Genomic DNA, 26,615 nt, shown 5'->3' with positions numbered 1-26,615 from the left:
CACATGGATCTGCATCTGTCGGGAAAGACGGCCGTCGTCACCGGGGCGAGCAAGGGTATCGGCCTTGCGGTGACCAAGGCGCTCGTCGAGGCGGGCGCGCACGTGGTGGCCGGGGCGCGGACGCGGGGCGATGAGCTGCCGGCGCTCGAGGAGACCGGGCAGGTGTCGTTCGTGTCCGTCGACCTGTCCCAACCCGATGCCGCTGAAGAACTGATCGCTGCGGCTGCGCACCGTGGCGGGATCGACGTTCTGGTCAACAACATTGGCGTTGCCTCCATCCGTCCCGGCGGGTTCGCCAGCATCACCGACGACGAATGGCAGGCGTCCTGGGACATCAACGTGATGGCCATCGTGCGGCCCACCCGAGCCGCACTGCCGGAGATGGAGAGGCGTGGCGGCGGCTCGATCGTGATCGTCGGCTCGGTCAATGCCTATCTGCCGCTCACGCAGATCTATGACTACAGCGCCACCAAGGCTGCCGTCACCAACCTCATGAAGACATTGTCAAAAGAGCTGGCGGCGAAGAACATTCGGGTAAATTCCGTGAGCCCGGGCCCGGTGTCGACCGGATTGTGGACGGACGAGGGCAGGGCGGCCGACGGGTTCGGAGCGGCCACCGGACAGAGTGCCGACGAGGTCCGGGCGATGATCCAAAACAGCACTCCGACGGGTCGTTTCACCACCCCGGAACAGGTCGCCGACCTCGTCGTGTTCCTGGCCAGCGACCGCGCCGGCAACACCACCGGATCCGACTACCGCATCGACGGCGGCTTCGTCGACACCCTGTGATTAGGCTTGGCCAATGACTCAGCGGTTTCGCGGTCGGGCAATGCGCGGCAGGCCGCTTGTCGTGCTCGGCTTCGTTCGGAGCGTGAAAAGCCCGTGACCACAGCGATTGTGGTGACGACGCTGGTGCTCTTGGGGATTGGCATCGTCGTCAACGGACTGCTTCGGTTGAAGAGGTGGCTGGATAATCCGCCGCCGACCGAACCGCCGGAAGCTTCCGAGCCGGACTAGCTGCTCATGCTGCGAATGGCCGCGACAGTATCGGCCACGGTTTCGCGGGGATCGCGATAGGTGATCCCGAGTTCTTGTTCGCTCGGCGAGTCGTCCGACGACGGCATCTGCGTGTAGTACTGCATCCCCGCCGAGGTGATGGGCGTGTCGAACGGCAGAAACGGTGTCGCTCGGTCCAGGACCGCGCCCGCGGCGCGAATCACGGTGTCGGGCACCGGAACCGCCAGCATCGGTGTCTCGGCGATCTCGCCGAACAGGCTCGCCAGCTCACCCACCGGAATCCGGCGGCCCCCCGCCATGTAGCGGCGTGGCCCGCGCCCCGGCTCCAACAGCGCCACATGCAAGGCCGCCACGTCGCGCGCGTCGACGATCAACCATGCCGCGCCGCGGCCGGGAACGACGTGCAAACCCAACAGCGATCGGACGCCCTCGCCGGCCTCACCGAATTGGTCGCCGACCGGTGGGCCGAGCACCATGCCCGGATAGGTGATGTTCACCGGTGCGCCGGCGTCTTGCAGGCCGCGGGCATAGATCTCGACCTGGGCCTTGGATTGTCCGTACCCGTCGGTCCCGCCGACCACGGGCAGGTCCGCCCGCAACGTCTCCAAGTTCGGATGAAAAAGCGCCGTGAAGCTCGACACGTGAATGATCGGATCGAGTCCCAGTTCGACGGCTTGTCCGAGGACGTTCTGCGCGCCCGACATGTTGGTGCTCAGCATCCGGGCGGTTTCGCGCGGGTCGGTCGCGACCAAGGCGGCGCTGTGAACCACGGCGTCGCATCCCTGCAACGCCTCGCGCACCGACAGCCGATCCGAGATGTCTCCGACGGCGAAATCCGAAGTGTCAACCCCCAATTGGGCGACCGATGTCTGGAGCCGTGCGGGATTTCGCACCAGGAACTTGACGGAATGACCCGCGTCGGCGATGGCTTTGGCGGTCCACCCGCCTACGAATCCCGTCCCCCCGGTAACCAGAACACGCATGGCGCCATTATCGTCCGCCGCGATCAGAGGTGACTGGCGGCGTAGCTCGCGGCTTGCCCCGTCATGCCGTTCACGGCGTAGAGGGCGTGCGCCAGGCCCGGGGTTCCCACGGATTCGCAGATCGCGTCGCCCTGGGCGCACAGCTCCAGGGTCTTGGGCTGGTACAGCGGCCCGATCGTGATCGGCGGCGCCCCGTACTGCTGCAGGAACTGAGCCGACGGCGTTCCGAAAAGCGTGACCGCGGCGACGTGGTTGGCGACCTCCGGCGGCATCGGCTGCGGCACGGCTTCCGCGGGCACGCCCGGCGGCACGGCGGCCGACGTGACGTAACCGGCGAGGGCGGCGCCCTGAGAGTAGCCGCCGAGCACCTCTCGGGTCTTAGGGCAGTTCGACGCCATCGACTCGATGTGGTTGCCGGCGTCACGAATGCCGTCGATGACGGTCATGGCGAAGGCGACCCCACTGGAAAAGTCGGTGCTGGCGGGGTAATTGACCGGATACACCCCCAGCGTTCTGGATCCGATCTGCGAGCGCAGTGCGTCGACGAAGGGCCCTCCGACGCTGCCGAGCCCCGGTGGCTCCCCGGAGCCGCGCGCGAAGACCACCTCGACATCCGGACAGGGATCGGCCGACGCTACGGGAGCCACAGATGCGCCCAATAGCGCCGACATGGCCAGCGTCGCGGCCAAACTCGCGACGCCGGCCAGTCGGCGCACCCCTCTGACGTGGATCAATCTGCGGAAGTCCATGCTCTTACCCCACCTGTGTCGCGCCGGCATCGATTCACGTCGCCCGATAACTTTCATTCGGCGCTGATGACGGTACGGATTGCCAAAAGGTTCACCCTTCAACCAGAAAGCCCGCCCCGGGCTTGCTGGTTAATGGCGGGTCGGCGCGACGCGGTTACTTTTTAAAGGCGTCTTTCACCTTCTCGCCGGCATCCTTCAGGCTGGACTTGGCCTGATCTGCCCTGCCCTCGTTCCTGGTGTCGTTATCGCCGGTGGCCTTGCCCAGGGCCTCTTTGGCCTTGCCGCCGAGGTCTTCGATCTTGTTCTTCAGTTTGTCTTCGGCACTCATGCGCTATCACCCTTTCGATTGGCAAACGTTGGGGCTGAGTACCCGACCAAACGGAATCGTCAAACCGGCCTCGGTGATACGTTCGTGGCGTGAAGGCTCCGGCAACGCTGCTGGTCACCGACGATGGTTTGCCGCGCGGGGTGTCCGGTGCCGCCGACCCGCGTTTCGCCAACGTCGTCAAGCTATTCGGACAGCTGTTTCCCGGACGCCGCTTCGGCGGCGGAGCCCTCTGCGTCTACATCGACGGGCAGCCGGTCGTCGACGTCTGGACCGGATGGTCCGACCGGGCCGGCACCATGTCCTGGACCGCCGACACCGGCGCAATGGTGTTCTCGGCGACCAAGGGTGTCGCCTCGACCGTGATCCATCGGTTGGCCGACCGGGGCCTGCTGTCCTACGACAAACCCGTCGCCGAATACTGGCCGGAGTTCGCGGCCAACGACAAGGCCGACATCACCGTTCGGGATGTCTTGCGGCATCGGTCCGGGTTGTCGCATCTTCGGGGCGTCACCAAGACCGAGCTGATGGATCACCTCCTGATGGAGGAACGGCTGGCCGCCGCGCCCGTCGACCATCTGCGCGGCGTGCAGGCCTATCACGCGCTGACCTACGGCTGGCTGCTGTCCGGCCTGGCGCGCGCGGTGACCGGCAAGGGCATGCGCGAGCTTTTCCGCCAGGAGGTCGCGCGCCCGCTCAACACCGACGGCGTGCATCTCGGTCGGCCTCCCGAGGACTCGCCGACCGAGGCCGCGCAGATCCTGATCCCGCACGGCAGGCTGCGCACCCCGGTGTTCAACTTCATCGCGCCCAAGGTGGCCGGTCTGCCGTTCTCGGGTGCGCTCGGGGCGATGTACTTCCCCGGTGTCATCTCGCTGATCAAAGATGACACCCCGTTCTTAGACGGTGAGGTGCCGGGCGCCAACGGCGTGGTGACCGGCCGCGGCTTGGCCAAGATGTACGGGGTGCTGGCCAACGACGGCCGCATCGACGGCAAGAAGTACCTATCGGAAGACTTGGTGCGCGGCTTGACGGGCGAGGCGCGGCGCAAGTGGCCGGACGCGAACATGGTGGTGCCCATGCCTTTTCACCTCGGCTACCACGAAACGCCGGTTCCCGGGCTACTTCGCGGGTTCGGTCACGTCGGTCTGGGCGGAACCCTCGGCTGGGCCGACCCGGAGGCCGGCAGCTCGTTCGGATTCATCCACAACCGGCTCCTGACGCCGTTGCTGTTCGACATGGGATCCTTTGCGGGACTTGCCCGCCCGCTGCGCAATGCCATCGAAGCCGCCCGTCACCAGGGTCCGCTCCAGGTGCCTGCGCTCGGCGCCGCCTATCCCAAGCCCGCGCGGCAAAAGGCGGCCGCGCGAAGTTAGCTTTACAGTCGGGCCGCGACGAACGTTGCCGCTTGGGTCGTCATGCCGGACTCGGCGTAGGAACCGTGAGCCTGGGGATTGAAGCCGCCAGAACATGCCGGATCGTCCGGGGCGCACATGTCGATGGTCTTCGGCGCGAAAAGCGGGCTGATGTCGGGGAAACCACCCGAGACGGCCGTGGCCAGCATGCTTTTCGGATTGCCGAAGAGGGCGACGGCGGCGACATGGTCGGCCGCCTCCGGCGAAATCATGGTGGAGGCCATGTCGATGACGCCCGCGCCCTGCGACATTCCGCCAAGCACCTGTCTGGTATTGGGGCAGCGCCCGGCCATGTCCTGGACGTGAGCGGTGGCGTCCTGGGCGCCGATGGGCGCGCTCTGGGCGAATTGGAAGGTCGCGGGGTAGTTCACCGAGTAGACATTCATCGACCGCCCGCCGATCTGGGATCGCAGCGAATCGACGAAGGCATCGCCCACCCTGCCGAGGCCACCGGAAGGTCCGCCGGTGCCCCGGGCGAACGTCACTTCGACGTTGGGACACGGGTCGGCGTGCGCCGGGCGGCTCATTGGGCCGAGCAGCAGCGCCGACATCATCGCGAACGCAGCGCCGAGGATGCGGCCGATGCGAGAGGCGTTCATGGCGCTAATGCTGACACATCGACCTGAGACGCGCCGGGTCAGTTTCTCGGCACCCAGCCCCGGGACAGCGTCAGCGGAAGGTCGTTGTAGGTGACGATGCCGGGCGGCGCGGCGACGACGGCCGGGATCGCATTGATGGGCGGCACCGCGGTCATGATGTGCCCCAGCGCCATGAAGTCTTCGAGCGTCTCGGCCTGGAAATACGGCGGCGGCAGGAAGCCGACCTTGGTGGTCACCGTCGGCTGACCGTCGACCTGGATGACCCAGCCGTCCTGCTCGATCTTCCAGTCGGGGTCGAGGGTCTGGCCCTTGCGCCAGCGCACGTTGAGGTCGATGACCGTCTTGCCGTCGACGATTCCCTGCCAGCTGATGTAGGTGCCCGCGACGTGCCCGGCCGGGATCGTCCACGACGCCATTTCGAGATCGGCTGTCGTTTGGGCGAACTCGGCGACGCAGCGCACCTCGTCGAGCTCGACGCCGAGCGCGTCGGCCACCAGGCGCACGGCCTCGCCGAAGATGGCGGTGCCCTTGGCCGCCATCTGCTGCAGCTCCGGGTGATCGATCGGCTGACCGAAGCCGACCGGCTTTTCGGTGTCCGGCGAGTCGTAGAACGTGGTGTCCGCGGCTTCGTTGACGGTGACCTTGTCGACTCGGTTGCACACCATGCTGGACACGATGGCCAGCAACTCGGCGAAGCCGGGGCTGACGCCGGATCCGAAGATCGTCGAACCGCCCTTCTCGCAGGCCTCGATGATCCGGTCGCGGCCCTCGCCCAGGTTGTGCCCGGTGATGAAGGACGCCGTGGTCACCACGTTGACGCCCGCGGACAGGATGCGCACCAGCTCGTCGACGTCGATCCACATCGGGTTGTAGACCACGCAGTCCGGTTTCAGCGCGAGCAGCGCATCGACGTCATTGGTGGCGGCGACGCCCACCGACGGAATCCCGACCAGCTCGCCGGCGTCGCGGCCCACCTTCTCTTGCGACCAGGCATAACAGCCCACCAGCTCGAAGGTGGGGCTGTCGACGATCGACTGCAACGAGCTCTTGCCGACGTTTCCGGTATTCCACTGCACTACGCGATAGGTGTTTGGCACTCGCTCAGCATAGGGGAAGGGGTCCGGGCTCAGTAGCTGGATTCGCCGGCCAGGATCTCGGCCAGGTAGGTGTCGTCTGACGGTTGATTCAGGCGTGCGCGCGCCCAGCGCCGGACCCGCTCCCGCGCCTCGCGCGACTCGGACGCCTCGGCGCCGACGATCACCGACGTGCCCGCCCAATCGTGGTCCCAGGCCGCCGATTCCGTGAGCGGCCGCTGCTGGGCATCGAACAAGGGCAGGGTGGCATGGCCGTCGGCGTCCAGGGCCCCGGTTGCGCTGAGGGCGCCGGATCGCACCAGCACCGTGACACCGGTCGCGGGGTCGGGCCCGATGACGGCGGCGCGGACGGCGGCCACCACCGCGGTGCCGGTCGCCTCGACATACCAGTCGACGGTGTCCTCGGCGGCGTCGAATATCCGCGCCGGGACCCCGCTCCATTTGATGGACGCCACGCCGCGCGCTATCGGGGCAGCGCCCTGCGCACCCCGGTCGGCTCCGTCATCGGCACCGGCCGCCAGCGCGTAGTCGTCGCGGCGTCCGGTCGGAAGGTCCACAACGACACCCGAATCATCAACGGCCGCTGCAAGTTCGGCCCAACCGCTACCGTCGATGCCCAGCTCGTCGCCGAGCTCGACGCCCGCGCGCACCAAGTCCCTGATGCGCGCATCGTCGTCGCGTACGTGCACGATCAGCGCCGTCGCGTGCGGCCGCAGTAGTTCGGCCACGTCCGAATCCAGGGTGTCGTCGGTGAAGAAGCCCTGCGCCCCGACGGTCAGCAGCGCGACCTCGACGTCGAGCAGAGCGCGGTCAAGCGCGGGGACGCCGTCACGTCGACTGGCCGGCCACCAGCGCTGCAGCCAATGGCCCAGGGCAAGCCTGCGCAGCGGGGCCACCGACCCGGGAGCGATGTCGACCCCGGTGAGCTCGATGCTGCGCGCCGCCGAATCGACGGCAGATGCCAATGCGACGTGCCCGTCGGCGCCGAGAACCCGCCACATCCAGTCGGCGCGGGAAGGATCGGTCAGCGTGATGCGGGTGGCATCCGGCGGGCCGTCGATGGTCCAGGACAGCACCGCACCGCTGACTTCCACCACCGCGGCCAGCGGGGGCGCCTCGGTTTCTTCGCCCGCGACCCAAAGCCCCGAATCGGTGATCAATCTCATCCGGCTGCCTGCAATTCCAGCATCGCCTTGATGCGTTGGCGGTGATCGAGGCTCACCGACCTGGCCACGCCCTCAAGTAGGGAGCGCACGTCGTCGATGTCGTCGCAGGGTTCCTGCCGAACGTCGCGTCCGTGCAGGCGCGCCCACAGCCGACTCAGGTACGGCTGCGGGTACGCGACGAGGTCGTCGATCACCTGTTGTTGGCGCGGATGGATGGGGCCATCCTCGGCCAGGTACCGCCGCGCGTGCAGGACGTAGGCCTCCTTGCGCAGCCGGGCCTGGATCTGCGCCGCCAATGCGTAGCGGCTGGCGATGGAGCGGTCCAGCGGTGCCAGCTCGACCGCGACCTCGATGCCGGCCACCAGCGTGGCCTGCTTGTCCTCGCTCAGCAGGCCCCAGGGGGCGGCAGCCCGATCGACCTCTTCCTCGCAGAGCAGCGGCATGTCGGGCAGCGCGTCGCGGTCCAGGGCACGGCGCAATGTCGAACGCACCCGATCCACCACGCTGCGGTCCAGTGGGCGGTCGCTGTCGGAATCCCCGTGCACCTTCGGCTGTTGTTGCGGCGCAACCGAACTGAGCCCAAGCTCGACGATCGACCAGGGTAGCTCCGCGCCGTCTACGCGGGCCAGCGCGCCCAGGTTGTACGGCGTGGCGTCGGCGATCATGGCGGACCAGACTTGCTGGCGCGCTGTGGCGGCGTTGTGCCGGTTGCCGGTCGCGGGTCCGAGCACCGTGCCGAGCCCGGCCAGGAACGGACCGGTGGCGGTGTCGCCGGCCCGCACGTCGCGCCAACTGCGGTCGAGCTGATCGGCCAGCATCGCGACGACATCCGGGCTGGCGATGTACTGCTGGAGCACCTCGATCGCGGTGCGATCCCGACCCTGGTGGATATCCTGCAGCACGTCGACCGCAGTTTGGTGATCGTCGGGCGTCGGCGCGCCCTTGGTCACCGCGAGCTCGAAGCAAACCGGGAAATACAATTCCTGCGCGTTTCCGGTGCGAATTCGCAGCCGGCGGCGCTCGAGTTTGAGCGTCTCGAACCATGCTGCGGCGGCGCACAATTCGGGGCCGCTGCGCACGATCAGGTCGTGCATCGCCGCGGCCGCTTCGGGTGTGACGACGGGAAGCGAATACTGCGGATTTGTGCGCAGGCGCAGCACCAACGGATCGATGATCCGCTTGACCGTGCGGCTGAGTGGGCCGCCATCGTCGCTACTGAGCACGTCGACGCCGGGACCGATTGCCCGCCATGCCTGCTCGATCACCGCCCGGCGCGGGTGGCCGGCGACGGCCCCAGCCATGTACGCCGTCGCCGGCGATCCCGCGTTCATGGTCAAAAGGATAGGGGCATGGCCAAAAATTAGACATCGAAAAAGTTGGGTTCGGTAGCCGACCGGCGCAGCGAGTCTGGTCGCATGAAGAAGCCCACGCTGCTGCTGGGCGGTGCGGAGATCGTCCTATTGGCAACCGCCGTGCTGTTCCTCGCTTTTCAAGATTTGTGGAACACGTTGATCGGCGTTTCCTGTGTGGGGGTGGCATTGGTCGTGGTCGGCTGGCTGGTGTTCGGGCCCGCCGAAAGGCCAGCCGAAGGCCGGACGGTCGGCGTGGGCACGGTGTGCGCCGCCGGTGACCGCCAGATCACCGTTGAGGTGACCAGCGTGCACGGCGAGAGGTTCATCGGCCGGCTGGTTCATGGTGGCAGCGATCCGGTCGCGTCATGGTTGCGTCCCGGCGCCATCCTCTTGGTCGCGTTCGATCCTGATGCCCCCGAACAGCTTTCATTGCCCGACGACATATTGGCCGTTCGGGCCGCGGATGTGTGCTCAACGTGAACCGTCGACGGCAAACGTGACCAACGCACCCCAATACAGCGGGCTGGCGGTGACGTCACCATCGCGCCACCGCCGCATCTGTTCGCGCTGCCAGCGATTGACCGCGCACCCCCCATCGTGGTCGTCGTGGGCGCGATCGACCGCGACGACGACCTCGGCCATCGGATCGGCCTCGCCGGCGGGACCGTCGGGCGCGGCAAATCGCCGATAGGCCGCCGTGGTGGGCAGCGACCACAACGTGGCGGTCACCAGCTGCGCGCCGCCCAGGATCATCGCCGCCACCAGGCCGGTCGCCTCGTCGAACCGGTAGTCCCCGCCCGACGCGCAGGCCAGCAGGGCCACCCGGGGCGGCATCGGCAACCGCATCGTCATCAGGTCCGCCGCCGTCAGCGGGCGATGGTCCCCAATGGGATTGGCATCTCCGGGAATTCCCGCGGTGCAGGCGAGGTGCAGTGCCGCCCGATCGGCGGAGCCGTCGGCGGAGCTGGCGTGTCCGACATACATCAGCCGGCTTGGCTGCTGGGTGAGCAACTGGGCCAACCAGTTTCGGTCAGCGTCTTGGCGCCGGAAGAGCTCGACAGCCGCCTGGACACTCGGTAGCACCGGGTGGCGTTGCATCAATTCGGCGAAGTGCTGCGCCAACCGGGAGTGCGCAGTGGGCCTGCCAAGCACCGAGCCGAGCGCGGAGTCCGGGAGCTGCCCCGGCACCCGGGGGTCGAGGATCAGCAGAACAGGACCGTCTTGTCTGGCGCCCCAGCTGGCCGGTCTTCGCGGCGAGTGCACGATGTTCTGCGGCACCGCCATCAACACGTCGACCATCTCCATGAGCCGATAGCCGTCGGTGTGGTCGTTGATATCGGCTAGCTGCCAGGGGATTCGGGCGGGTGATACGCCTGACAGGGTGATGGACTCCGCGCGGGCGCGCACCAATTCTTCTGTGGTCGGACCCGACTTCGGCAGCGCCAACAGTCCCCACGGCACCCGGGCCAGCCGGGCGCTGGGGGAGACGAACAGCAGCGCGCGCGGCGAAGCCGTGCACTCGGTCAACAGCTGCCACGCGGGCGACGCGATGAGCAGCACACCCAGGATGTATGCGACCGTCAGTTCGGTGGGTGGCGTGGCGAAAGGCCCTCTGGTCAAGGCCCGTTCGATCGCGTCGCGGCGGCTCTCGGATTCGCGAGGCTCCGGCAACGCATCATCCAACTCTTGCAGGGCGGCGAGCAAAAGTGGTTCTTCGACGACCCAGGTCACGGTGCGCGACGGTTGGCCGACCACCCGCAAACTGGCGTAGGTGGCGATCCCGACGTCGGCGAATCGCAGGACCAGGGTCAGCCGGTCCGCGTTGTTCACGGCCAAGTCGACCAGACGGGTTCGGCGGCCGTGACGTCGCGGCCATAGCGCTGCAACGCCAGCGCTCGGTAGTGACTCAGGATCGGCGGCGCATCCGGCTGCATCCGCAACGGCGGCAACGGGCCGAGCCGAGTCAGCGTCGCTTGGCCGCCTGGTGCCGGCCCGGCGGCGGACAGCGCAGGGTCTTCAGCGTCGACGAGAACGGGCGCAGTCGCGGTTGATGCCCAGTCGCTAGCCTCTTGGTGTTGCGGCTCATTGCTGAAAGTGCCGCGCGCACTGTGATATTCCACCAGCTCGCTGATCAACTCGGTGTTTTCCCACTCCTGGGCGACGGCGAAGGCTCCGGCCAGAATGGGCGCCGAAATGTAAGTGGCCCAACGCGATCTGGCGTCGGCGTCGGCGATCGAATACCGGACCGAGTCGACGGCCAGCGCTGCCGGCACCTTGAGCTCGGCGGCCTGCTCGAGTTTGGCTGCCGCACGCCGGAACTCCGGGCTGTCGACCTCGGCCCGGATGATGCCGAGTGAGGTGGCCTGTCTGGCTTCGACTTCCTCCAACGTATCGGAGGGGTCACCGGCCGCGTCGAAACCAAGGTCGGTCAATGCATCGGCCCGCCAGACGGTTCCCAGGTGATTGTCGAGTTGCGCGTACTGCAGCCAACTGCTGCGGGGTGACGAGTCGAGCCACTCCCGGGCCTGGGCGATCAGCTCGACCGCTTCGTCGAAGCGCCCTCGAAATATTGCAATCCAGCTGCGCTGCAACAGAATGCGATGCATGGGCAGCGGCCTACCGAGCTTTCGCCAGCATCGCTCGGCGTGCCTCCAGCATTGGTCGGCGGCCTCGAGACCACCCACCGCCAATCGGGTCAGGCCGAGATAAAGCCAGCAGCGTGCCATGTCGTGGCCGCGGTCGTATCGCGAGATGACGGGATGGGCCTCGGAGACCAGGCGTTCGGTTGCCGCGCGGTCGCGCGCCGACCAGTTCATCGCGGCCCGTTCCAATTGTGCTCTGGCAGAGGCTAGTTCCCATCCGTTCGCCGACGCGCGGGCCTGAGCGCGGCGTAGCCACGGCTCGGCCTCCGTCAACCTGCCGGTCTCGACGCAGAATCTGCCGTACCCGGTGGCCGCGAGCACCCGAAGAAAGTCGGCCGCCTCGTCGCCCTGCTGAGCGCGGTCGACGGCGGCGAGCACCTGTGTCCACAACGGCACCGACCGCAGATGCAGGTCGTCGTCGCAGAGCGCAGTCGCGCAGAGAACCCGCGCATAGGTGAGCAGGAACGCGTGCTCGTCGGCGAGGGCAGGAAACTCCGCCCCCGTGTCGACATCGCCCAGGGCCGTCAGCGCCGCCTCGGCTCCTTCGTGGTCGCCCTGTGCCGCGGACAGACCGATTTCCAGGAATTGGGCCCGCCGTGAGTATCGGCAGACCATCTGCGCCACTTCGGCGCCCGACATCCGTACTTGCGCGGCGGCGTTCGGCATCGCGCCGGCGGCCATCTCCAAATAGATGGCCAGGCAGTCGCGGATGCGCCCGACGAACTCTCGCGCGGCGTCACTCGCGCCCCGAACCAGATAGATCTCACCAAGCTGCGCAAAGACTTCCAGCATGAGATCGTCTCGGTCGGCGTCGACGATCTGCGGTACCAGCGACATCAACAGGTCCCGGGCCGCGACCTCGTCGGCGGCGAAAATCAGGCGACGAGCGCGCTCCAACTCGCCAGAGATCGACACGGCTGCATCATAAGTCCGCTGCGGGGCAAACCGGAGCGGCGGACGCGTGAGTGAGTCACGTCCGCCGCCCGGCGTCGAACCGATCAGCCGCACGTCACCTTGATGTTGAAGTCCTTGGTGATCATCCCGGCCATCGGGTTCTTCATGTCAGCGCCCTGCGCCTGACCGGTGATGGTGTAGGTCTTGCCATCGACGGAGACTTTGGCCGAACCGACCTTTGCGCCCATGTTGCTGACCGACAGCGCGTTGCCGTCGACCACCATCGCCAGCGACTGCACCTGCGGGGTGGCCTCGTCGGTCATCACGACCGCCAATGCCTGCTGGCCGGCCGTGGATCCGCTACCGATGTTGATCTTGCCGCCCTGCTTGACGCAGGTCACCGTGGCCGGGTCCAGGCCCGCCAGGGCGCTGCCGCCCACCAGAACCTGCGCGCCCCCGCCGCCGGTGGAAACACTGGACGCCGGACCGGCCGCGTGGCCGCCGCTCGAGCATGCCATCAGTGTCGACGCACAGCCAATGGCTCCAATCGCAGTCGCGAGAAGACGTTTCACTGGACTTCCTTCCATTCATGTCACCGCCCGGTTGGCGGCGTAATGAGAGTCAGTAGAGACCGGCCGGCCCGCTACCGATCCCAATTTTCTGGTCCACCCGGTAGGCTGCGATCGACGTGACGCCTGGGCAGGGCCACGAAGGGAGATCGCCGATGGCCAAGGTGAAATGGCTGGAAGAGCCTGAGCCCCATGACTTTCCGGCCGCGTCCGATTACCTGGACATGCTCGCGGAGCCGCACATCGTCAAGCAGTTGACCGAGAAGTTGCAGGCCGGGACCATCGTGCACAAGAAGGCCAAGGACATTCTCCGGGCAGCGCAGCTGACCCTGCTGCCCAATGAGAATCCCCATGTCGTCGCCGATCTCGCGAAGATCAAAAAGGGGCAGGCGCTATCGCCGATCCTGTTGATCCGCGGTGACTATGCGACCGGCGTGCCGCTGCAGATCGCCGACGGTTATCACCGCGTGTGCGCCAGCTACTACACCGACGAAAACACCGACATCCCCGTCGTGCTCGTGTCGTCGGCCCGGTAATGGGAGCCCCTGGCGCAGGGCCCAGTGCGCTCAATGCTTGAGTGTCTCTGTGATTGAGATCGAGGCTGTGACGGCCGAGGCAGTGACGGTGCAGCTATTGACCGTGTCATCGGGGCGCGTCAACGCCCTCGATGTCGAGGCACTGCAAGAGTTCACCGATGCGGTTCGCGAGCTGCGGGGCTCCGGCGCCGGGGCGCTGGTTGTCACCGGCGCCGGCAAGGTGTTCTCCGCCGGCGTGGAGCTCGACCGGGTGCTGCAGGGCGGGGCTGATTACACCGATCGGCTGATCCCGGCGCTGTCCGACGCGTTCGAGGCGTTGTTCTGTTATCCCGGACCGACGGTGGCTGCGATCAACGGTGCCGCCATCGCGGGTGGGTGCGTGCTCGCGTGCGCGTGCGACCGCCGCCTCATCACCCCCGACGCCAAGATCGGGGCATCCGAGGTTCGCGTCGGCGTGCCGTTCCCGGCGGCCGCGCTGGAGGTGATGCGGTACGCGTGCGGACGCCATGCCGAGGAGGTGCTGCTTGGCGGCGGCCTCTATCGGGGCGACGACGCCGTCTCCAGCGGGCTTGCGCACCGCGTCGTCGCCGACGATCTTCTCCAGGCGGCCCTGGCGGAGGCGTCGGATTTGGGCGGCATCTCGGCCGAGGCCTACGCCCACACGAAAGCTCAGCTGCGCGCACCCACCGTGGCGCGGATGCACGCGGGCGGCGAGATCGACCGCGAAGTCAGCCGATCGTGGGGTTCCGAGGACACCCGACGGCGCATCGCCGACTCGATGGAAAACCTGCGGCGCCGCTGACCCCGCTCATAGCTGGCTCACTCCGGTCGCGGTTCGTCCAAGGTGACCGTGCCCCGGGTGGTCCTGCGACGCATCCGATGCGATGCCTTCCCCGCTGGGCGGCGGTTCCGCAATCCGCCCTGGGCCTCCTCGGCCTCGGGCTCCGTGGCGGCTTCGGCCGTCTCCTCTGCCGGCTCCGACGTTTCGTCGGGCTCGCCGACCTCGGCCTCGACGGTCTCAGCTTCCGCCGCGTAGGCCTCTTCGGTCTCTTCGGACTCGTCGGACTCGCCGGCGGCCGCATCGGCCTCTTCGGTCTCGTCGCGCTTCTTGCGGCGGCCGACGCGACGCTGTTTGGGTTTCTTCGCCTTGATCGGTTTCGGCGGTGGCGGCGGAAGTTCGGCGACAAACGACAGGTAGAAGGCGAAAATCCCGAGGACCGCGATCGCGGCGGCGCCGCCGTAAATGGCAAACAGATACTGTCCGGCGGCATCCAGGCTGACCCAGATCTCGCTGATCGCGGTGCCGACGATCAGCACACCGGCCAGCACGTGGGCCACGATCGACCAGGTCCGCAGCGACAGCGCCAGCTGCGGGGTGCCCAGCTCGGGCTTGCGGGTACGCAACAGCGTGAACACCACCGGCAGCGCGGCCAGCCCGATCAGGGCACCCGCCACGATCCGCATCGCCGTACCCAGCGCGTGCGAGGTGTCGCCCAGTAGCTCATGCCAACGGGGCAACACGAAATAGAAGTACAGGGCGCCGGCGACGAGGGAGAACAGCAGGTGCCACGGCACGGCGATCTTGCGCCCCATACCCCTCCTCGTGCTGGTTGAGTTCACGCCAGCCTAAAGGCGGCCAGCTCGATTCCCAACCATCATGTTGGTCCGCGCGGCGGACTCGTTGCGGAGGATGCGGGATTTGAACCCGCGAGGGCTGTTAACCCAACCCGCGTTCCAGGCGAGCGCCATAGGCCACTAGGCGAATCCTCCGTGGCAATGGTAACCGTTGGGCAGCCGGCTGACTCGCGCCCCGTTGTCTCGTGGCCGCCGACGTTGGTCGAACCCAGGTATTAGACTCGCCGTGGACCCCGCGCGGCGTCTATCCTGTGAACTCCCCCAGGGCCGGAAGGCAGCAAGGGTCAATGGGCTCTGTCGGGTGCGCGGGGTCCCCTTAGTTTGATGGTGGCGATCCGCTGCACCAGGCTCGGATATCGCCGCCAAGTCGCGCCACAAATTGCCCGAAAGGGGCCCCACTAGAAACATGGTGTCGCTCGATTCCCTCACCCCCGACGAGTTGGCCGCTGTGCATGCCCGCCACCAGCAGGATTATGTGCAGCTGCAGGCCATGAAGCTGGCGCTGGACTTGACTCGCGGCAAGCCGTGCACCGAACAGCTCGACCTGTCCAACCAGTTGTTGAGCCTGCCGGGCGACGACTACCGCGACGAGGAGGGCACCGACACCCGCAACTACGGCGGCCTGCATGGTCTGCCAGGACTGCGGGCCATCTTCGCCGAGCTGCTGGGCATCCCGGTGCAGAACCTGATCGCCGGCAACAACTCCAGCCTGGAGCTGATGCACGATCTCGTCGTGTTCTCGATGCTGTACGGCGGCGTGGACTCGACGCGTCCCTGGAAGGACGAGCCGAGCGTCAAGTTCCTCTGCCCGGTCCCGGGCTACGACCGGCATTTCGCCATCACCGAGACGCTGGGCATCGAGATGATCCCGGTGCCGATGCTGCACGACGGCCCGGACGTCGATCTGATCGAGGAACTGGTCGCCGCCGACCCCGCGATCAAGGGGATGTGGACGGTCCCGGTGTTCGGCAACCCCACCGGGGTGACCTACTCCTGGGAAACCGTTCGCCGGCTGGTCCAGATGCGGACCGCGGCGCCCGACTTCCGGTTGTTCTGGGACAACGCGTACGCGGTGCACACGCTGACGCACGAATTCGTCCGCCAGGTCGACGTCCTCGGGCTGGCCGACAAGGCCGGCAACCCCAACCGGCCCTACGTTTTCGCGTCCACCTCCAAGATCACGTTCGCCGGCGCCGGCGTCAGCTTTTTGGGCGGCTCGCTGGGCAACATCGCCTGGTATCTGCAGTACGCCGGGAAGAAGTCGATCGGCCCGGACAAGGTCAACCAGCTCCGGCACCTGCGCTTCTTCGGTGACGCCGAAGGGGTGCGCCTGCAGATGCGGCGCCACCAGCAGATCTTGGCCCCGAAATTCGCGCTGGCCCTCGAGATCCTGGACCAACGCCTCACCGACTCCAAGATCGCGTCCTGGACCGAACCCAAGGGCGGCTACTTCATCAGCCTCGACGTGTTGCCCGGCACCGCCCGGCGGACCGTCGCGTTGGCCAAGGACGCCGGTATCGCGGTCACCGAGGCGGGCGCGTCGTTCCCCTATCGGAAAGACCCGGAGGACAAGAACATTCGGATCGCGCCCACCTACCCGTCGGTGCCGGACCTGCGCAATGCGGTTGACGGGCTGGCGACCTGCGCGCTGCTGGCGGCTTCCGAGTCGCTGCTGGCCTCGGCGTGATATGCCGTGACGGCGGTCCACACTCCGCGCCGAAACTGCGGTGAGAGTCACTTTTCGCGCGGAATCGCGCGCTGAGTGCAGTTTCGACGGCCTGCCGCGTCGAGGGTGCACGCACGCTCGATGACCAGCCGGGCAGTCGTCACCGGGCCTGAGTAGCCTGGCTGTCCGTGGCCCTCTACCGCAAATATCGACCGGCAACCTTCGCAGAAGTGGTGGGGCAGGAGCACGTCACCGAACCGCTGTCGATCGCGCTGAACGCCGGCCGGATCAACCACGCGTACTTGTTCTCCGGGCCGCGTGGCTGCGGAAAGACGTCGTCGGCGCGCATCCTGGCGCGGTCGTTGAACTGCGCCCAGGGGCCGACGGCGACACCGTGCGGGGTGTGCGATTCCTGTACGGCGTTGGCGCCCAATGCGCCGGGCAGCATCGACGTGGTGGAGCTCGACGCCGCCAGCCACGGCGGGGTCGACGACACCCGCGAACTGCGCGACCGCGCGTTCTACGCGCCCGCGCAGTCGCGCTACCGGGTGTTCATCGTCGACGAGGCGCACATGGTGACCACCGCGGGGTTCAACGCGCTGCTCAAGATCGTGGAGGAGCCGCCCGAGCACCTCATCTTCATCTTCGCGACCACCGAGCCGGAGAAGGTGTTGCCGACGATCCGGTCGCGCACCCATCACTATCCGTTCCGGCTGCTGCCGCCGCGCACCATGCGGTCGTTGATCGCGCGGATCTGCGAGCAGGAGGGCGTCGTCGTCGACGATGCGGTGTATCCGCTGGTGATCCGTGCCGGCGGTGGTTCGCCGCGGGACGCCCTTTCGGTGCTGGACCAGTTGGTCGCCGGCGCCGACGACGATCACGTCACCTATCAGCGGGCACTGGGGTTACTGGGCGCCACCGACGTCGCGCTGATCGACGAGGCGGTCGATGCCCTGGGCGCAGGCGACGCCGCGGCGCTGTTCGGCGCGGTCGAGTCCGTGATCGACGCCGGGCACGACCCGCGGCGCTTCGGCATCGACCTGCTGGAGCGGTTCCGCGACCTCATCGTGCTGCAGGCGGTTCCCGATGCGGCGTCACGTGGCGTCGTGGACGCGCCCGAGGATGTGCTGGAGCGGATGCGCGAACAGGCGGCGCGGATCGGGCCGGCGACCCTGACGCGCTACGCCGAGGTGGTGCAGGCCGGGCTGGGTGAAATGCGCGGTGCCACCGCCCCGCGGCTGCTGCTCGAGGTGGTCTGCGCGCGACTGCTGCTGCCGTCGGCTTCCGATGCCGAATCGGCGCTGCTGCAACGCATCGAACGGATCGAGACCCGGCTGAATGTTTCGATACCGGCCGACGAGGCCGCCCCGCCGGCTCGCCCCGCGGCCCCGCCGGTCCGGCCGCGCAAGGAGGCCCCCGCGCCCCCGCCGAAGGCGGCCCCCGAACCCGTCGCGGCACCACCGCCGGCGCCCCAGCCAGCCCCCGCGCCCGCCGCTGGACCCGAAAGTGCTTCGTCCCCAGGCGATCTCAACGCGGCAGCGGTGGGGACGATGTGGCCGACGGTGCGCGACAAGGTGCGCCAACGCAGCCGCACAACCGAGGTGATGCTGGCCGGCGCCACGGTCCGGGCGCTGGAGGGCAACACGTTGGTGCTGACCCATAGCTCGGCGCCCCTGGCCAAGCGGCTCTGTGAACAGCGCAATGCCGATGTGATCGCCGAGGCGCTCAAGGACGCGCTCGGGGTCAGCTGGCGGGTGCGGTGCGACGTCGGCGAAGAGGCACCGGCGGTGAGCACCCCCCCGCCGGCCCGGCAGGAAGACCCTGCAGCGCAGCCCGTCGACGACTCGGCGCGCCGCGACGAAGAGGAACACATGCTCGCCGAGGCCGGGCACCAGGAGTCGTCGGCGCCGCGGCGCGATCCCGAAGAGGTCGCGCTCGAGTTGCTGCAGAACGAGCTGGGCGCCCGCCGCATCGACGGCGGCTAGCGCGGCCGCGGACGTCATCGGAAACTGCGGTATCGAACTGATCCTTGACAAAGGAACAATAATGTTCCTTTAATGATATGGCGAGTGTGACAGCGGCGCCCCATCGGGTCCCCACTCCTGGGAGGAGAAACCCATGTCGTTTGTGACCGCAGTGCCCAGCCGGATGCGCGCAGTTCTCAAACAAGGACGTTCGGTGCAGCTGTCCTGGGTCGCCGTGCCCGAACCCGGTCCGTGGGACGTCCTGGTCCGCGTCGAAGTCGCAGGAGTGTGCCGCACCGATATCTACGTCGCGCAGGGGAAGCTTCCGTGCGCAGACCCGGTGATTCTTGGGCACGAGTTCGCCGGCGTTGTCGCCTCCGTCGGATCCGAGGTCCACGGGTTTGTTCCCGGGGACCGGGTAGCCGCAATGCCCGCGATCCCCTGCGACAGTTGCCCTCGGTGCGCGAGCGGCATGGCGGAATGCTGTGCACGCCCTCAATTCCTCGGGTTGAGCCGACACGGAGCCTTCGCCGAGCACATTGCGGTGCCCGCTCAGGTGGTCTACCACCTGCCCGACTCGCTCTCGTTTAGGGAAGGCGCCTACGCCGAGCCGGTGTGCGCCTCGCTGGCGGTGCTGAAGGCCGGCATCCAACCCGGAGAGCGTGGCCTGGTCTTCGGCGACAACCGGATCGCGGGGCTGACCAAACGCGTCCTGTCGACGGTGGGCTTTCCGGACGTCGAGATGCACGGGATGGACGAATCGATGTGGCTGGAAACGGATGCCTACGACTTCGCTGTCGAAACCCTGCCCACCCGTGAGGCTTTCGACGAGTTGATCCGGATCCTGCGCCCCGGCGGGCGGATCATCCTCAAGAGCCGGCCGCCAAACCCGGTGGAAATCGATCTCACCGCTGCCCTTCGCAAAGAGCTCCGTTTCGAGGCGGTGTCGTACGGGAAGTTCCATCAATCGCTGGAGTTCTTGGCCCGCAACGAGATTGGCGACCTGCTGGGCAACACCCACCCGTTGGAGGACTTCGCCGAGGTGTTTGCCGCCGAGGAGATCGGTGAGCACTTCAAAACCTTCCTGTCTCCCGGCTTGATGCACACCGAACGCTTCTGTCACTCGGGCTCTGTTCGCGGGCGGAACGACCACTTCCGCCGGGTTGCCAACGCCTATGTCTGACAATCAGAACGGGAGCGGACAGAGATGACCGTCACTATTGGGCAGAGCTCGAAACATACTGCCACTGGCCATGATTGGCTGGCGTTGGCGGTACTGCTCGCCGGCGCCTTCATGGCGCTGCTGGACAGCACCATCGTCAATGTCGCCGTCCCCACCATCCGCACCAGCATTGGGGCGTCGAATGCCACGCTGTCGTGGATCGTTTCGGGTTACGCGCTCGCGTTCGGCCTGGCGTTGATTCCCGCCGGCAGGATCGGTGACCGGATCGGACACAAGTGGGTGTTCATCGGTGGCCTGTCGTTATTCACGCTCGCCAGCCTCGCGTGCGGGCTGGCGCAGGAGGACGCGCAGCTCGTCGCCGCCCGCGCGGTGCAGGGACTCGCCGGCGGCCTGTTTTACACGCCGATCAACGCGTTGATCCAGTTGATGTTCGTCGATCGGCAACGGGGACGGGCCTTCTCGCTCAGGGCCGCGACGATCGGGGTTTCCATGGCTTGCGGCCCGCTGGCCGGCGGTCTGATCATTCAGGCCTTCGGCCCTGGCGTGGGGTGGCGGCTGGTGTTCGCGATCAACATCCCGATCGGGGTGCTCGCCGTCGCCGCCGCGCTGCGGCTGCTTCCCGGGCGGGCCGATCCTCGCGCCTTCTCCGCGGACTGGCCGGGACTTGGTTTGCTTTCGGCCGGGCTGGTCGCGCTGCTGGCAGCTCTGATCGAGGGGCAGCAGCTGGGTTGGCCGGTATGGACCTACCTGTCGCTTGCCGCCGCGGTCGTCACGATCGTGGTGTTCGTGCGGTGGCAACGTCGAGTCGAAAACCGCGGTGGCACTCCGGTGGTGCCGCCACGGTTGTTCAAACATCGATCGTTCGCCGGTGGCGTGCTTGTCGGCTTGGTCGACTTCGCGGCCTTCATGAGCATTTTCTTCACCATCGCGATGTTGTGGCAGGCGGGGCTCAGTCACAGCGCACTCCAATCCGGTTTGGTGGTAATGCCTTTCGCGGTCGGCATCGTCGTCGGGGCGGCTCGCAGCGCCGCCTTCGCGGCACGGTTCGGTCGTGGCGCGCTCGTTATCGCGCTGGGGCTTGTCGCCGTTGGCATGAGCGCGGCGTGGCTGGTTCTGGCCGTGACCCCGGCGGCCTGCTACAGCGGCTGGCAGCTAGCGGTGCCGCTGCTGGTTGCCGGTGCGGGCAATGGCATATTCATCGCTGCGAACCTCGATTTCATCGTCGCCACGGTCGAGCCGGCCGATGCCGGGGCAGCCAGCGGGATCATCTGCACCACGCAGCGCGTAGGCAGCTCGATCGGTACCGCCGTCGCCAGCACCGTACTGTTCGGCACGCTTCACTTTGACCGCGTACCCAACAGCGTCGCGTTGGCCTTCGCTCACAGCGCTACCGCGGCCATGGCGGTAAGCGCCTCCCTGAGCGTCGTGGCCTTCGTGTTGGTATTCATCCTTCCCGCCGACGAGAGCGCGAGGTCATGTATCGCCTCGGCGAAAGGGCGGGTTACCGGCGGGCGTAGCCATGCAGAAACACCCGCACGCCGCGCCGCACGATCGCCTGAAGCTGTTCGTCGGTGAACGGTTCCCCGAGCAACGCCCGCTCCCGAACCTCACCGAAGCTGAGCATGCCGAACTGGCGGGCCGCGGAGTCGGGGTCAACAATGTCGAGAGCACCCCGCTTGGCTTGTTCGCGCATGTAATCGGACAGTGCGGTGCGCAGCTGCGCCATGGTGGTGTGATACATCCCAGCCAGCTCCGGAAACCGGGGCGCCTCGGCAATCACCAGCCGGTACAGACCCACGACCCAGGGCGACTGCCAGCCCCGCGCGATCTGCAGCCCGAATGCCAGCAAGCCGTGTTCCGGATCTGCCTGGGCGTCGGCCACCGCCCCGACCGCGGCATTCAGCGAGGCCGAGGCCAGCTCCCCGGCCACCTCGAGCAGCAGTGCGTCCTTGTTGGGGAAGCGGGCGTAGAACGTCTTGTTAGACATGCCTGCGGCGCGGGCCATGCGCGCGATGCTGGCGTCGGCGTAGCCGCGAGACAGAAACTCCGTCGCGGCGGCCTCCAGCATGCGGCCGCGGCGCGCCTCCAGCTCGGAGTTGGGTGGGCGGCCCGGACTGACCGAGGCGGGCCGCCGCTGCGGCCGGGTGGTGTCGTCTGATGCGCTCCGGGATGCCATCAGAACCGAACCTCGCACAGCGAAATGATCAACACCAAACCCCTCGCAAAAGGAACTAGGCTATTCCTTTAAGCATAGAGGCCGTGTTGGCGCGGTGTCCAATCGCTTGCCGTCGTCGCCGCAATCAGGCGGTCCACCAGGGCCGCAGCGGCAGATTGTCGTCGCCCCACGCGTCGACCTTGGCCGCCAGCACATGATGCAGCTGAAGGTTGTTGCGTTCGAAGGCAACTCGTGATGCCGCCATGTACAGGCCCCACACCTTGGCGATCGGCAGCCCGACCTCGCCGACCGCTTCGTCCCAATGCTCGACGAGGTTGCGGCACCAGTCGCGCAGCGTCATCGCGTAGTGGTGGCGGAGGTTCTCCTCATGCAAGACCTCCATGCCGACTTCCTGGATCTCGGTGACGATGCGGCCCGAGCCGGTCAGCTCGCCGTCGGGAAACACGTAGCGGTCGGTGAATCCGCCGGCGAAGGACGTCGACCGGTTGTCGTGGCGGGTGATGCAGTGATTCAGCAGCAGCCCGCCGGTGCGCAGCTTCGACTTGAGGAAGCCGAAGTAGGCGGGGTAGTTCTTGACGCCGATGTGCTCGGTCAGCCCGATCGAGGACACCGCGTCGAATCCCGCCTCGGGTACGTCGCGATAGTCGCAGTGCCGGACCTCGGCCAGCCCCGCGAGCCCCTCGTCCTCGATGGCCTTTTGGGCCCACTTCGCTTGCTCGGCCGACAGCGTGGCGCCGACGGCGCGCACCCCACGTCGGGCGGAGTAGCGCACCATGCCGCCCCAGCCGCAGCCGACGTCGAGCAGGCGATCGCCCGGCTGTAGCCGCAGCTTGTCGAAGATCAGCCGGTACTTGTTGTCCTGCGCCTCTTCCAGCGTCGCGTTGGCGTGCGGGTAGACCGCGCAGGTGTAGGTCATCGACGGACCCAGCACCCATTCGTAAAACGTGTTGGAGACGTCGTAGTGGTGGTGGATGGCCTCGGCGTCGCGGGTCTTGCTGTGCATCAAGCCGGCCGCGACCCGGCGCCACCGCGGCGGGGTCTCTTGCGGGGGCGGCGCGACCGGCAACAGATGTTCGACGCCGATCGATCGCACGACGTTGGCTAGCACCGGCAACGACGGTCGCTTGAAGTCAACCCTTTCGGTGAGCGTCTTCAGCAGCTCGTAGGGATCACCGGGGTGCACGCCGTAGGTCTGCAAATCGCCCGACACGTAAGCGCGGGCGATGCCGAGTTCGCCGGGAGCGGTCGCCAGATAGGTGGCGCCGCGGGGGGTACGAAGATCCAGCCCCAGGTCGGCGTCGTCGTCTCCGGCGCAACTGCCGTCGTAGGCGGTGAACTTCAGTGGTTGCTGGCCGGTCGCCGTGAAGATCTGCAGGATCTCGGCCATGCTCAGTTTGTGTGATGCGCGCGCCGACTCTCTGATTGCCGTCATCGCCGTTGCACCGCCTTTGCGTAAAGGTCAAGAAGACGTGAATCCGGATCGTAGGTTTTCTTTACCGTGTTGTAGGTCTCCCCGCCGTAGAGCTGGTCAAACTCGTCGCGGGTGTAGTAGGAGTCGGAGTACAACGACTTGTGCCCGTCGAGCGAACTCACCTTCGCTTCGATGCGCCGGTTGGTCGCCCCCTCGCTGTCCCCGGCCGGCACCGAGGACCAGAACCCGATGTTGACGTATGTGCGGTCCGGGCGGATCGGATACAGGGGCCAACCCTCACGATCGCGAAGTCTCAACGGGCACAGCCAGATTGGCTCGATGGGCACGTTGTCCAAGAACCACTCCAAGAACTCGACGGCTCGTTCCACCGGCACCTCGATGTCCTGCACCACCCGTTCGCGTGGCGGCCGGCCGTTGCGTCGTTCGATCCGGTCGGCGATGCCGAAGCGCTGGTCTGCGGCGATGAGTTTCCAGTAAAAGCTGCTGCGCCGGAAGCGACGCGGCCACCAGCGGCGCAGGCGCGGATTCTGCGCGCCGAACGCGCGTGAGCACCAGAACCAGTCGGTGTCCCAGCGCCAGAGGTAGTCATGGATGGTCAGCCGGTCGTCCGTGATACCGGCATCATGCTGAATCGACCGGTAGTAGATGCGCTGCCCGGTGTAGTCGCTGACCGGGCCCGGGGTGGTGGTCCGCGTGCCGACGCACAAGTAGCTCTCGTCGGCGCTGAACACCACACCGTCGAGGTAATCCACTGGGGTGCCGTCGCTTCCGCCGGTGTCGATGATCCGTTCCATCGCAGCGGTCAGTTCCGTCAGCGAGTGGAACCGGATGTGCCGCAACGCGACAAAGGGCGCGACGGGCTCCAGTTCGATCCGCAGTCTGGTTGAATACCCCAGCGTTCCATACGAATTGGGGAAGGCGCGGAACAGATCGGCGTGCTGGTCGGCGGTCGCGGTGATCAATTCCCCAGCGCCGGTGAGGATATCCATCTCCAGCACCGACTCGTGCGGCAGACCGTTGCGAAACGACGCCGATTCGATCCCCAGACCGGTGACCGCGCCGCCGAGGGTGATGGTCTTCAACTGCGGAACCACCAGTGGCGTAAGGCCATACGGCAGAGTCGCGGCCACCAGGTCTGCGTAGGTGCACATGCCGGCCACGTCGGCGGTGCGGGCCTCTGGGTCGACGCCGATGACATTCCTCAAACCCGACGTGTCCAGGCCGCGCGCAGTGCGTTTGGTGCGGGCGCGGAACAGGTTTGAGGTGGGTTTGGCAAGTCGGACGGATGCCGTCGCGGGGATGGATCGATAACTCGCCATCAACCGTTCGACGCCCGCCGTGTGTGTGGCCAGTGCAGAAGCTTGGACAGGCACCAGATATACCCTAGTCCCGGATAGCGCCCCCTGCACCTAAGGCAAGGGGTGACACCGCACATCAACGACGGAGGAGTTGCGCCTGATGGGACAGGTCAGCGCGGCCAGCACGATATTGGTCAACGTCGAGCCCGCGGCCACGCTCGCCGCAGTGGCCGACTACCAGACGGTCCGGCCGAAAATTCTGTCGCCGCAGTACAGCGAATACGAAGTGCTGCAGGGCGGGCAGGGGGCGGGCACGGTCGCCAAGTGGAAGCTGCAGGCGACGAAATCACGCGTGCGCGACGTGCAGGTCAACGTCGACGTCGCCGGGCACACCGTCATCGAGAAGGACGCGAACTCGTCCATGGTGACCAACTGGACGGTGGCCCCGGCCGGGCCCGGCTCCAGCGTCACCGTGAAGACCTCGTGGGACGGCGCGGGCGGCATCGGAGGCTTCTTCGAGAAGACCTTTGCGCCGCTGGGGCTGAAGAAGATCCAGGGCGAGGTGCTGGCCAACCTCAAGCGGGAATTGGAAAAATAGGAGCGATCGCAAGCGCGGCGAAGCCGGGCGCAGCGGGTCGCGACCATTGGGCTAGCCCTGCTCTAGCGCGCCTGGCCCTGGCTGGCCAGGAAGCCCGCAACGCCGCGCACCATCGCGTCGGCGTATTTCTGCCTCCCGTCGGGCGACTCCATCAACGCCGAATCCACCGGATTCTTCATGTTGCCGCACTCGACCAGGATCGCGGGATACTGCGCCAGGTTCAGGCCGGCCAGGTCCGCGCGGCCGTACAGGCCGCCCTGGCCGATGTAGGTCGCCGGCGGGATGCCCGACGCCTGCATCTGGTCACGCATGATCCGGGCGTACTGGACGGACGGTCCCGCCTGCGCGGCGTTGAGCGGCGGGGCGGAGTAGTTGACGTGGAACCCTCGCCCCGTTGCGGGCCCGCCGTCGGCGTGGATGCTCAGGATCGCGTTGGGGCGCAACGCATTGGCCATGTTGGCGCGCTCGTCGACACACGGCCCCAGCGCGTTGTCGTTGCCGCGCGACAGGGCGGTCCGCACCCCCAGAGCGTTCAGCTCGGCGCGGACCCGCAGCGCGGTGTCCCAGGTGAACGTGTGCTCGGGATACCCGTCGTTGGTCGACGTCCCGCTGGCCTGGCAGTCCTTGGTGCCGCCGCGACCGGTGGGCACCTGCCGGCCGATGGACGCGTCGTTGGCCCCGTTGTGGCCGGGGTCGATGAACACGACCATGCCGGCGATGTTGGAGGGGGCCGCCCAGGCGGGCGCGGTGGCTGGGATGGTTGCTGTGGTGGCCGCGACGAGCAGGCCAACGACCATCCTGATCCCGACACCCACCCCGACACGAAGGCTGACTCGTGAGCTCACTGCGCCAAGGTAACGTGACGCGGTCTACGCTGGGTGTCTCGAATCGCCCGATATCCACAGGCGAGATGAACTCGGTATCGAAACGCGAGGGGACTGTCATGCAACCCGGAGGCGATATGTCGGCACTGCTGGCGCAGGCACAGCAGATGCAGCAGAAGCTACTGGAGACCCAGCAGCAACTCGCGAATGCCGAGATACACGGTGAAGCCGGCGGCGGCCTGGTCAAGGTCGTCGTCAAGGGCAGCGGGGAAGTGATCGGCGTGACCATCGACCCCAAGGTCGCCAACCCCGACGACGTCGAGACCTTGCAAGACTTGATCGTCGGTGCGATGGCCCACGCCTCTCAACAGGTCACCAAGATGGCGCAGGAACGGCTGGGGGCACTCACCGGTGCGCTAACGCCGCCGCAGCCGCCCCAGGCCCCGCAGCCGCCCCAGCCCCCCCAGGCCCCGCCTGCGACGCCGGGGTTCTGACTTC

27 protein-coding genes, 1 tRNA gene and 1 other RNA gene are annotated in these 26,615 nt (G+C 67.2%); 13 read left to right on the top strand and 16 right to left on the bottom strand.

Going from position 1 to position 26,615, the window contains the following annotated elements; all coding sequences use genetic code 11:
• Window positions 1–3: 3 nt before the first annotated feature.
• Entirely contained in the window at window positions 4–789 is a 786-nt protein-coding gene (locus G6N66_RS25405; RefSeq protein ID WP_085235778.1) for an SDR family NAD(P)-dependent oxidoreductase, read from the top strand.
• Window positions 790–882: 93 nt separating this feature from the next.
• Window positions 883–1,017, top strand: coding sequence for a hypothetical protein (locus G6N66_RS30180; RefSeq protein ID WP_263990375.1), 135 nt, complete (start codon window positions 883–885; stop codon window positions 1,015–1,017).
• Here the strand turns inward: G6N66_RS30180 and G6N66_RS25400 are convergent.
• From G6N66_RS25400 to G6N66_RS25390, 3 genes are all read right to left on the bottom strand, one after another.
• Complete coding sequence (locus G6N66_RS25400; RefSeq protein ID WP_085235779.1) at window positions 1,014–2,000, bottom strand: SDR family NAD(P)-dependent oxidoreductase; 987 nt, start codon at window positions 1,998–2,000, stop codon at window positions 1,014–1,016. The two genes, G6N66_RS30180 and G6N66_RS25400, sit on opposite strands and share 4 nt — an antisense overlap.
• Before the next feature lie 23 nt (window positions 2,001–2,023).
• Window positions 2,024–2,749: a cutinase family protein gene (locus tag G6N66_RS25395; RefSeq protein ID WP_085235780.1), complete on the bottom strand. Its 726-nt coding sequence runs from the start codon at window positions 2,747–2,749 to the stop codon at window positions 2,024–2,026.
• A gap of 154 nt (window positions 2,750–2,903) precedes the next feature.
• Entirely contained in the window at window positions 2,904–3,077 is a 174-nt protein-coding gene (locus G6N66_RS25390) for a CsbD family protein (RefSeq protein ID WP_085235781.1), read from the bottom strand.
• An 89-nt stretch (window positions 3,078–3,166) separates the two neighbouring features.
• On the opposite strand from G6N66_RS25390, the gene lipL reads away from it, so the two are divergent.
• Entirely contained in the window at window positions 3,167–4,450 is a 1,284-nt protein-coding gene (gene lipL, locus G6N66_RS25385; RefSeq protein ID WP_085235782.1) for an esterase/beta-lactamase LipL, read from the top strand.
• Between the two features lie 2 nt (window positions 4,451–4,452).
• On the opposite strand, the gene G6N66_RS25380 is transcribed toward lipL, so the two are convergent.
• The 4 genes from G6N66_RS25380 to G6N66_RS25365 are packed head-to-tail and all read right to left on the bottom strand — an operon-like array spanning window position 4,453 to window position 8,679.
• Complete coding sequence (locus G6N66_RS25380; RefSeq protein ID WP_139825489.1) at window positions 4,453–5,088, bottom strand: cutinase family protein; 636 nt, start codon at window positions 5,086–5,088, stop codon at window positions 4,453–4,455.
• Between the two features lie 38 nt (window positions 5,089–5,126).
• Window positions 5,127–6,185, bottom strand: coding sequence for an NAD(P)H-dependent amine dehydrogenase family protein (locus G6N66_RS25375; RefSeq protein WP_085235783.1), 1,059 nt, complete (start codon window positions 6,183–6,185; stop codon window positions 5,127–5,129).
• Between the two features lie 29 nt (window positions 6,186–6,214).
• Complete coding sequence (locus tag G6N66_RS25370; protein WP_085235784.1) at window positions 6,215–7,348, bottom strand: hypothetical protein; 1,134 nt, start codon at window positions 7,346–7,348, stop codon at window positions 6,215–6,217.
• Window positions 7,345–8,679, bottom strand: coding sequence for a hypothetical protein (locus tag G6N66_RS25365; protein WP_085235785.1), 1,335 nt, complete (start codon window positions 8,677–8,679; stop codon window positions 7,345–7,347). The genes G6N66_RS25370 and G6N66_RS25365 overlap by 4 nt, the downstream gene beginning before the upstream one ends.
• Before the next feature lie 84 nt (window positions 8,680–8,763).
• On the opposite strand from G6N66_RS25365, the gene G6N66_RS25360 reads away from it, so the two are divergent.
• Window positions 8,764–9,180, top strand: coding sequence for a hypothetical protein (locus tag G6N66_RS25360; protein ID WP_232079415.1), 417 nt, complete (start codon window positions 8,764–8,766; stop codon window positions 9,178–9,180).
• Here the strand turns inward: G6N66_RS25360 and G6N66_RS25355 are convergent.
• From G6N66_RS25355 to G6N66_RS25345, 3 genes are all read right to left on the bottom strand, one after another.
• Window positions 9,172–10,530, bottom strand: coding sequence for a CHAT domain-containing protein (locus G6N66_RS25355; protein ID WP_085235786.1), 1,359 nt, complete (start codon window positions 10,528–10,530; stop codon window positions 9,172–9,174). The two genes, G6N66_RS25360 and G6N66_RS25355, sit on opposite strands and share 9 nt — an antisense overlap.
• On the bottom strand, window positions 10,527–12,257 hold the full coding sequence (locus G6N66_RS25350; RefSeq protein WP_085235805.1) for an ATP-binding protein: 1,731 nt from the start codon (window positions 12,255–12,257) through the stop codon (window positions 10,527–10,529). The genes G6N66_RS25355 and G6N66_RS25350 overlap by 4 nt, the downstream gene beginning before the upstream one ends.
• 83 nt (window positions 12,258–12,340) lie before the next feature.
• Window positions 12,341–12,823, bottom strand: a complete 483-nt coding sequence (locus G6N66_RS25345) for a lipoprotein LpqH (RefSeq protein WP_179968317.1) — start codon at window positions 12,821–12,823, stop codon at window positions 12,341–12,343.
• A gap of 137 nt (window positions 12,824–12,960) precedes the next feature.
• Here G6N66_RS25345 and G6N66_RS25340 point away from each other — a divergent pair, with 137 nt between their 5' ends.
• Complete coding sequence (locus G6N66_RS25340; RefSeq protein ID WP_085235788.1) at window positions 12,961–13,341, top strand: hypothetical protein; 381 nt, start codon at window positions 12,961–12,963, stop codon at window positions 13,339–13,341.
• Window positions 13,342–13,390: 49 nt separating this feature from the next.
• Window positions 13,391–14,143 (top strand): enoyl-CoA hydratase/isomerase family protein, encoded by a 753-nt coding sequence (locus G6N66_RS25335; RefSeq protein ID WP_232079414.1) that lies wholly within the window; start codon window positions 13,391–13,393, stop codon window positions 14,141–14,143.
• A gap of 17 nt (window positions 14,144–14,160) precedes the next feature.
• Here the strand turns inward: G6N66_RS25335 and G6N66_RS25330 are convergent, their stop codons facing one another.
• Entirely contained in the window at window positions 14,161–14,934 is a 774-nt protein-coding gene (locus tag G6N66_RS25330; RefSeq protein ID WP_085235790.1) for a hypothetical protein, read from the bottom strand.
• A 91-nt stretch (window positions 14,935–15,025) separates the two neighbouring features.
• Window positions 15,026–15,111 (bottom strand) — tRNA-Ser (locus tag G6N66_RS25325).
• 90 nt (window positions 15,112–15,201) lie between these two features.
• Here G6N66_RS25325 and ffs point away from each other — a divergent pair.
• The 5 genes from ffs (at window position 15,202) to G6N66_RS25300 (ending at window position 21,364) form a co-directional block, all read left to right on the top strand.
• Window positions 15,202–15,296: signal recognition particle sRNA small type (gene ffs, locus G6N66_RS25320), an RNA gene on the top strand.
• 89 nt (window positions 15,297–15,385) lie between these two features.
• Window positions 15,386–16,663 (top strand): aminotransferase class I/II-fold pyridoxal phosphate-dependent enzyme, encoded by a 1,278-nt coding sequence (locus G6N66_RS25315; RefSeq protein ID WP_139825492.1) that lies wholly within the window; start codon window positions 15,386–15,388, stop codon window positions 16,661–16,663.
• A gap of 167 nt (window positions 16,664–16,830) precedes the next feature.
• On the top strand, window positions 16,831–18,627 hold the full coding sequence (locus G6N66_RS25310; RefSeq protein ID WP_085235792.1) for a DNA polymerase III subunits gamma/tau: 1,797 nt from the start codon (window positions 16,831–16,833) through the stop codon (window positions 18,625–18,627).
• A 133-nt stretch (window positions 18,628–18,760) separates the two neighbouring features.
• On the top strand, window positions 18,761–19,789 hold the full coding sequence (locus G6N66_RS25305) for a zinc-dependent alcohol dehydrogenase (RefSeq protein WP_085235793.1): 1,029 nt from the start codon (window positions 18,761–18,763) through the stop codon (window positions 19,787–19,789).
• Between the two features lie 24 nt (window positions 19,790–19,813).
• Complete coding sequence (locus G6N66_RS25300; RefSeq protein ID WP_085235794.1) at window positions 19,814–21,364, top strand: MFS transporter; 1,551 nt, start codon at window positions 19,814–19,816, stop codon at window positions 21,362–21,364.
• Here the strand turns inward: G6N66_RS25300 and G6N66_RS25295 are convergent.
• The 3 genes from G6N66_RS25295 to G6N66_RS25285 form a co-directional block, all read right to left on the bottom strand.
• The gene (locus tag G6N66_RS25295; RefSeq protein ID WP_085235795.1) at window positions 21,291–21,965 is read right to left on the bottom strand and encodes a TetR/AcrR family transcriptional regulator; all 675 of its coding nucleotides are present in this window, start codon (window positions 21,963–21,965) and stop codon (window positions 21,291–21,293) included. The genes G6N66_RS25300 and G6N66_RS25295 overlap by 74 nt on opposite strands.
• A gap of 124 nt (window positions 21,966–22,089) precedes the next feature.
• Window positions 22,090–23,397 (bottom strand): class I SAM-dependent methyltransferase, encoded by a 1,308-nt coding sequence (locus tag G6N66_RS25290; protein WP_197747051.1) that lies wholly within the window; start codon window positions 23,395–23,397, stop codon window positions 22,090–22,092.
• Window positions 23,394–24,773 (bottom strand): FAD-binding oxidoreductase, encoded by a 1,380-nt coding sequence (locus tag G6N66_RS25285; protein ID WP_085235806.1) that lies wholly within the window; start codon window positions 24,771–24,773, stop codon window positions 23,394–23,396. Before G6N66_RS25285 ends, G6N66_RS25290 begins: the two co-directional genes overlap by 4 nt.
• An 82-nt stretch (window positions 24,774–24,855) precedes the next feature.
• On the opposite strand from G6N66_RS25285, the gene G6N66_RS25280 reads away from it, so the two are divergent.
• Window positions 24,856–25,293 (top strand): SRPBCC family protein, encoded by a 438-nt coding sequence (locus G6N66_RS25280; RefSeq protein WP_085235797.1) that lies wholly within the window; start codon window positions 24,856–24,858, stop codon window positions 25,291–25,293.
• A 62-nt stretch (window positions 25,294–25,355) separates the two neighbouring features.
• On the opposite strand, the gene G6N66_RS25275 is transcribed toward G6N66_RS25280, so the two are convergent.
• The gene (locus G6N66_RS25275) at window positions 25,356–26,090 is read right to left on the bottom strand and encodes an Rv3717 family N-acetylmuramoyl-L-alanine amidase (RefSeq protein WP_085235798.1); all 735 of its coding nucleotides are present in this window, start codon (window positions 26,088–26,090) and stop codon (window positions 25,356–25,358) included.
• A 146-nt stretch (window positions 26,091–26,236) separates the two neighbouring features.
• On the opposite strand from G6N66_RS25275, the gene G6N66_RS25270 reads away from it, so the two are divergent.
• Window positions 26,237–26,611: a YbaB/EbfC family nucleoid-associated protein gene (locus G6N66_RS25270; protein WP_163645921.1), complete on the top strand. Its 375-nt coding sequence runs from the start codon at window positions 26,237–26,239 to the stop codon at window positions 26,609–26,611.
• Window positions 26,612–26,615: the final 4 nt, after the last annotated feature.

The sequence above is a fragment of the Mycobacterium conspicuum genome, assembly GCF_010730195.1.
Taxonomy (GTDB): Bacteria; Actinomycetota; Actinomycetes; order Mycobacteriales; family Mycobacteriaceae; genus Mycobacterium; species Mycobacterium conspicuum.
This window is presented reverse-complemented; position numbering and strand designations above follow the sequence as displayed.